Annotated in this window: 5 protein-coding genes; 4 read left to right on the top strand and 1 reads right to left on the bottom strand. The window is 62.4% G+C overall.

Going from position 1 to position 6,201, the window contains the following annotated elements; translation table 11 throughout:
* Positions 1–278: 278 nt before the first annotated feature.
* A complete protein-coding gene (locus AC1RLZ_RS06750; protein WP_089263591.1) occupies positions 279–674 on the bottom strand; it encodes a response regulator in 396 nt (131 codons plus the stop codon).
* 259 nt (positions 675–933) lie between these two features.
* Here AC1RLZ_RS06750 and AC1RLZ_RS06745 point away from each other — a divergent pair, with 259 nt between their 5' ends.
* The 4 genes from AC1RLZ_RS06745 (at position 934) to lspA (ending at position 6,162) form a co-directional block, all read left to right on the top strand.
* Positions 934–1,905 (top strand): bifunctional riboflavin kinase/FAD synthetase, encoded by a 972-nt coding sequence (locus AC1RLZ_RS06745; protein WP_493187981.1) that lies wholly within the window; start codon positions 934–936, stop codon positions 1,903–1,905.
* Positions 1,902–2,462: a sugar O-acetyltransferase gene (locus AC1RLZ_RS06740; protein ID WP_493188011.1), complete on the top strand. Its 561-nt coding sequence runs from the start codon at positions 1,902–1,904 to the stop codon at positions 2,460–2,462. Before AC1RLZ_RS06745 ends, AC1RLZ_RS06740 begins: the two co-directional genes overlap by 4 nt.
* Before the next feature lie 197 nt (positions 2,463–2,659).
* Positions 2,660–5,668, top strand: coding sequence for an isoleucine--tRNA ligase (gene ileS / locus AC1RLZ_RS06735; RefSeq protein ID WP_493187980.1), 3,009 nt, complete (start codon positions 2,660–2,662; stop codon positions 5,666–5,668).
* On the top strand, positions 5,665–6,162 hold the full coding sequence (lspA, locus tag AC1RLZ_RS06730) for a signal peptidase II (protein ID WP_493187979.1): 498 nt from the start codon (positions 5,665–5,667) through the stop codon (positions 6,160–6,162). Before ileS ends, lspA begins: the two co-directional genes overlap by 4 nt.
* Positions 6,163–6,201: the final 39 nt, after the last annotated feature.

The raw sequence follows: 6,201 nt of genomic DNA, 5'->3' as shown, positions 1-6,201 counted from the left end.
GCCGCATCTCCGGCGTCCACCGCATCCCGCCCCGCAATCGTGACGATCGCGATCGCCCCTCTCGGTGGGGCAGGACGGAGGGGAAAATAATCAATATGGGGATGCTGTCAACAGATATAGGAAAAAATGTTTGGCGTTGTCTTGCCGCCCCACACCGTCATTCCCCGGCAAACCAATGGGTTTGCCGGGGAATGACGGTGGAGAGCCGAAACGCAAAATGCCCGGCACGAGGCCGGGCATTGCGAAACTCAAAAGCTCTGACGCAGGAAGCTCGCCGGTTACGCCGGCACGGTGTCGGGGAACACGGCTTCGATCTTGGTCTTCAGCGTCGCCGCGTTGAACGGCTTGACGATGTAGTTGTTCACGCCGGCCTTCTTGGCGGCGATCACGTTCTCGGTCTTGGATTCTGCCGTGATCATGATGAAGGGGGTCTGCGACAGGTTGGGATCGGCACGGACTTCCTTGAGCAGGTCGTAGCCCGTCATCGGCTCCATGTTCCAGTCGGAAATCACCAGGCCGTACTTCTTGGTGCGCATCTTTTCCAGCGCCATCGAACCATCGCTGGCATCGTCGATGTGTTCGAAACCAAGCTGCTTCAGAAGATTGCGAATGATGCGGATCATGGTGTTGTAATCGTCCACCACCAGCACCGTCATCGACAAATCAACCGCCATCTTCATTCCCCCTGAGGCACGATACGCAAATGCAAAAATGATATTTGCCGTCAGGCAAACCGTTCCAGCCGGGATTGGCGAGCATTGCTGTCCGCGGCTAGGTGCCAGAATTAGCAGGGTGGGTTAAATTTCCAGTTAACCGCCCCGTGGCCTGAAATTGGTCAAATTCGAGAAGAAAGCCGATTTTACCTTCGCTTGACTTCGGGGCGGCGGGCGCGTCACGGTCCCTCACCCGCCAAAACCATCAACGAATCCAATCATGACGACTGCTTTCAGCGTGATCCGCGACACAACGCCTGCCGATGCCATCCCGCGCGGATGCGTCGTCGCCATGGGTAATTTCGACGGCGTCCATCTCGGCCACCGCGCCGTCATCGGTGCTGCGCTACGCATGGCGGAACTGCATAAAACAAGCGCTTTGGCGGTGACCTTCGAGCCGCATCCGCGCAGTTTCTTCAGCCCGAACACGCCGCAATTCCGGCTTTCTGACGAGGCCGCCAAACTGCGCCTGCTGGCAGGAACCGGCCTCGCCGGCGCCGTCGTCATGACCTTCGACAAGGGACGCGCCAGCACCACGGCGCAAGACTTCATTCACCACGATCTCATCGAGCGTCTCGGCATCAGCGGGATCGCTGTCGGCTACGACTTTCATTTCGGCAAAGGCCGCGTCGGCTCTCCCAGCCTGCTGGTGAATGAAGCCCCGCGGCTCGGCATCGAGGTCGATGTGCAGCCACATATCGATATCGATGAGCGCCCGGTGTCATCGACGGCCATCCGCATGGCATTGGCTGAGGGCCAGGTGGCCGAGGCCACCGAGATGCTGAACGGCCCGTGGTTCATCACCGGAGAGGTGATCCACGGCAAGAAGCTCGGCCGCGACCTCGGCTATCCCACCGCCAATATCCGCCTGAATGCCAATTGCGGCCTCAAACACGGCATCTATGCGGTGCGGGTCGGCCGCGGCAACGAGCGCTTCGACGGCGTCGCATCCTTTGGCCGCCGCCCGACCTTCGACAACGGCGCGCCGCTGCTCGAAATCTTCCTGTTCGACTTCAAGGGCGATCTCTACGGCCAGACGCTGGACGTCGCTTTCATTGCCTTCATCCGCGACGAAATGAAATTCGAGAGCATTGAACCGCTGATCCGCCAGATGGACGATGACAGCGCCAAAGCGCGCGCCGCGCTGGCGGCCGCGCCGGATGCGTTTCCGAGACTGGGAGACCTCCCCTGACCCAGACCGAAAAGCAGAAAATGCTGGCGGGCGAGCTTTATCGCCCCGGCAGCCCCGAACTGGTCGCTGACGAGAAGGCCAACAAGGCCTGGCTGGCCAAGTACAACGCGCAGTTGGACCGGCCGGTGGCCGAACGACGGACACTGCTCGCCGAGCATTTCGGCAAAGTCGGCGCCGACTGCGTGATCCGTCCGCCGTTTTTCTGCGACTACGGCTACAACATCCATCTCGGCGACGGTGTTTTCCTGAATTTCAACTGCGTGATCCTGGACATCGTCGAGGTCACCATCGGCGACCGCACCCAGATCGGCCCGGCCGTGCAGATCTACGCCGCCGACCATCCACGGGACGCAGCGACCCGCCGCAGCGGGCTGGAATTCGGCCGGCCGGTCAAAATCGGCGCCGATGTCTGGATCGGCGGCGGAGCCATTATCGTCCCCGGCGTGACCATCGGTGACGGAGCCGTGATCGGCGCCGGCAGCGTGGTGACCCGGGACGTGCCGCCCGGCGCCACCGTGGCCGGCAATCCGGCCCGGTCGATCGGCAAGCAGGCCTGATCAGCGTCAAAACACCGTTAGGACGCTTTGCGATCCCTGTTCCGGCTGCTATTGAGTGCCGGATGTCTGCACGGCGCCCCATCATAAGCATTATCGGCCCGGCTTCCGCCTGAGCTTTGCTCGGCGCAAGACCGGGACCGTCCAGTTTCATCGCGTTTTCACGCGTTTCAGCGCCATTCGAGCAAGCCAGAGCACCTATGTCCGACAAGCCCGCCAAATCTGACGCCCAAAAGAGCGCCAACGACTATTCCAAGACCCTCTACCTGCCGCAGACCGAATTTCCGATGCGCGCAGGCCTGCCGACCAGCGAGCCGAAAATGCTGGCGCGCTGGAACGAGATCGACCTCTACGGCAAGCTGCGCGCAACCGCCAAGGGCAAGCCGAAATTCGTGCTGCATGACGGCCCGCCCTATGCCAATGGCAACATCCATATCGGCCATGCGCTCAACAAGATCCTCAAGGACGTGGTGACCAAGAGCCAGCAGATGCTGGGCTTCGACAGCAACTACGTGCCGGGCTGGGACTGTCACGGCCTGCCCATCGAGTGGAAGATCGAGGAAGAGAACTACCGCTCCAAGGGCAAGACCAAGCCGAATTTCAAGGACGGCGCGGCGATGATCGCGTTCCGCCAGGAATGCCGCGCCTATGCCACCAAATGGCTCGACATCCAGCGCGAGGAATTCAAGCGCCTCGGCATCATCGGCGACTGGGCCGGCCGCTATGCGACGATGGACTTCTTCGCGGAAGCGCAGATCGCGCGCGAGCTGATGAAATTCGCCGCCAACGGCACGCTGTATCGCGGCTCCAAGCCGGTGATGTGGAGCGTGGTGGAAAAGACCGCGCTGGCCGAAGCCGAAGTCGAATATGAGGACTACACGTCCGACGCGGTCTGGGTGAAATTCCCCGTCGCCGCCGAATTCGGCCGCCTCGCCAAGGCCGCCGTGGTGATCTGGACCACCACGCCCTGGACGCTGCCCGCCAACCGCGCCATCTCGTTCTCGCGCAAGATCGCCTATGGCCTCTATGAGGTCACCGAGGCGCCGGAGGACAACTGGCTGAAGACCGGCGACCTGCTGATCCTCGCCGACGCGCTGGCCGAAAGCGTGTTCAAGCAGGCGCGCGTGACGTCCTGGAAGAAGAGCAGCGAGATGTCGTCCGACATCCTCGAGGATCTGGAATGCCGCCATCCGCTGAAGGGCCTCGCCGGCGGTTATGACTTCATCGTGCCGCTGCTCGATGGCGACCACGTCACCGACGATGCCGGCACCGGCTTCGTGCATACCGCGCCAAGCCACGGCCGCGACGACTTCGATATCTGGACGTCGAATGGCCGCCAGCTCACCGAGCGCGGCATCGCCACCACGATTCCCTATACCGTCGATGAGAACGGCGCGCTGACTGAACAGGCGCCGGGCTTCACCGGCACCCGCGTGCTCAACGACAAGGGCGAGAAGGGCGACGCCAACGAGGCCATCATCAAGGCGCTGGTCGAGCGCGGCATGCTGGTGGCGCGTACGCGCCTGAAGCATCAATATCCGCATTCCTGGCGCTCCAAGAAGCCCGTGATCTATCGCAACACGCCGCAATGGTTCATCGCGATGGACAAGGACATCGTCGACGACGGCAAGGCGAAGCCCGGCGATACGCTGCGTCATCGCGCGCTGGAGGCCATCAAGGTCACCCAATGGGTGCCGGCGACGGGACAGAACCGCATCAACGGCATGATCAATACCAAGCCGGACTGGGTGATCTCGCGGCAGCGCGCCTGGGGCGTGCCGATTGCGGTATTCGTGCGCGAGAAGGGCGACGGCTCCGCCGAAATCCTGATCGACGACGCCGTCAATTTGCGGATCGCCGAAGCCTTCATGAGCGAAGGCGCCGATGCGTGGTATGCCGAAGGTGCCCGCGAACGCTTCCTCGGTCCACTTGCCAATGAAGCGTGGAAGAAAGTCGACGACATCTGCGACGTCTGGTTCGATTCCGGCTCGACGCACGCCTTCGTGCTCGAAGACCAGCAGAACTTCCCCGGCCTCGCCGGTATCAACCGCAAGGTCGATGGCGGCGATGACACCGTGATGTATCTGGAAGGCTCGGACCAGCATCGCGGCTGGTTCCAGTCGTCATTGCTGGAAAGCTGCGGCACCCGTGGCCGCGCGCCGTTCGATGTCGTGCTGACCCACGGCTTCACGCTCGACGAGAACGGCCGCAAGATGTCGAAATCGATCGGCAACACGATCGAGCCGCAGAAGGTGATCAAGGACTCCGGCGCCGACATCCTGCGCTTGTGGGTCTGCGCCACCGATTATGCCGACGACCAGCGCATCGGCCCGGAGATCATCAAGAACACCATCGAGACCTATCGCAAGCTGCGCAACAGCGTGCGGTGGATGCTCGGCAGCCTCGCGCATTTCCGCGAAGCGGATCGCATCAAGGCCGACGACATGCCGGAGCTCGAGCGGCTGATGCTGCATCGCCTCTCGGAAGTCGATGCGGTGGTGCGACAGGCCTATGCCGATTTCGACTACAAGACGGTGGTGGCCACGCTCGCCGCCTTCATGAACACCGAATTGTCGGCCTTCTATTTCGACATCCGCAAGGACACCCTGTATTGCGACGCGCCGTCGTCGGTGGCACGCAAGGCCTCGCTGACTGTGATCGACTACCTGTTCCGGTCGATCGTGACCTGGTTCGCGCCGATCCTCAGCTTCACCGCCGAGGAAGCCTGGCTGTCGCGCTACGGCAGCACGGCCGTGTCGGTGCATCTCGAACCGTTCCAGAACACGCTGCCGGCCTGGCGCAACGAGGCGCTGGCCGCGAAGTGGGACACCATCCGCAACGTCCGCCGCGTCGTCACCGGTGCGCTGGAAATCGAGCGCGCCGCCAAGAATATCGGCTCGTCGCTGGAAGCCTCGCCGCTGGTCTATGTGTCAGACAAAGCCGTATTCGCGATCCTCGCGGACATCGACCTCGCCGAAGTGTTCATCACTTCGAATGCTATGCTGACCAATGCCGAACCGCCCGCAGGCGCCTTCACGCTGAACGACGTGCCCGGCGTCGCGGTGGTGGTGGAAAAGGCCGTCGGCACCAAATGCGCGCGGTCGTGGAAGATTCTGCCGACCGTGGGTGAGGACAAGGACTATCCCGACGTCACCCCGCGCGACGCGCAGGCGCTACGGGAGTGGAAGGCGCTGGGAGTGGCTGTTTGAAACCAGCCGTCCGCAGCGGGCTGATCGCCGCCATCGTCATCCTGATCCTCGATCAGGCGACGAAGCTGTGGCTGCTCTATGGCTTCGATCTCGGCCATCGCGGCCTGGTCAGGATCACGCCGTTCTTCGATCTGGTCCTGGCCTGGAATACCGGCATCAGCTACGGCTGGTTCTCCGATTCCGGCCCCACCGGCCAGGTCGTGCTGGTGGCGATCAAGGCCATCGCGGTGGTGGCGCTGGCGGTCTGGATGGCGAAATCGGAGACCAGACTGGCCACGATCGGGCTGGGGCTGATTATCGGGGGCGCGATCGGCAATGCCATCGACCGGTTCGCCTATGGCGCCGTGGTCGATTTCGCCCTGCTGCATGTCGACATCGCCGGCAAGACCTACAACTGGTACGTGTTTAACCTTGCCGATGTTGCCATTGTTGCCGGTGTAGCGGCCCTGCTGTATGACTCTTTCTTCACGGTACCCGCCGCAAAAGCGCCCTGATCCCAGCCGATACGCAAGGCCAAGGGCGATACCAGCGGA

The organism is Tardiphaga sp. GW822-FHT04G09 (assembly GCF_058800725.1).
The sequence above is the reverse complement of the archived record's forward strand: the minus strand, read 5'-3'. Positions and strand labels throughout refer to the sequence as shown.

What these genes read in the sequence shown, in the direction of transcription:
- AC1RLZ_RS06750 (WP_089263591.1), bottom strand. Translation starts at nt 674, where the DNA reads ATGGCGGTTGATTTGTCGATGACGGTGCTGGTGGTGGACGATTACAAC.
- AC1RLZ_RS06745 (WP_493187981.1), top strand. Translation starts at nt 934, where the DNA reads ATGACGACTGCTTTCAGCGTGATCCGCGACACAACGCCTGCCGATGCC.
- ileS (WP_493187980.1), top strand. Translation starts at nt 2,660, where the DNA reads ATGTCCGACAAGCCCGCCAAATCTGACGCCCAAAAGAGCGCCAACGAC.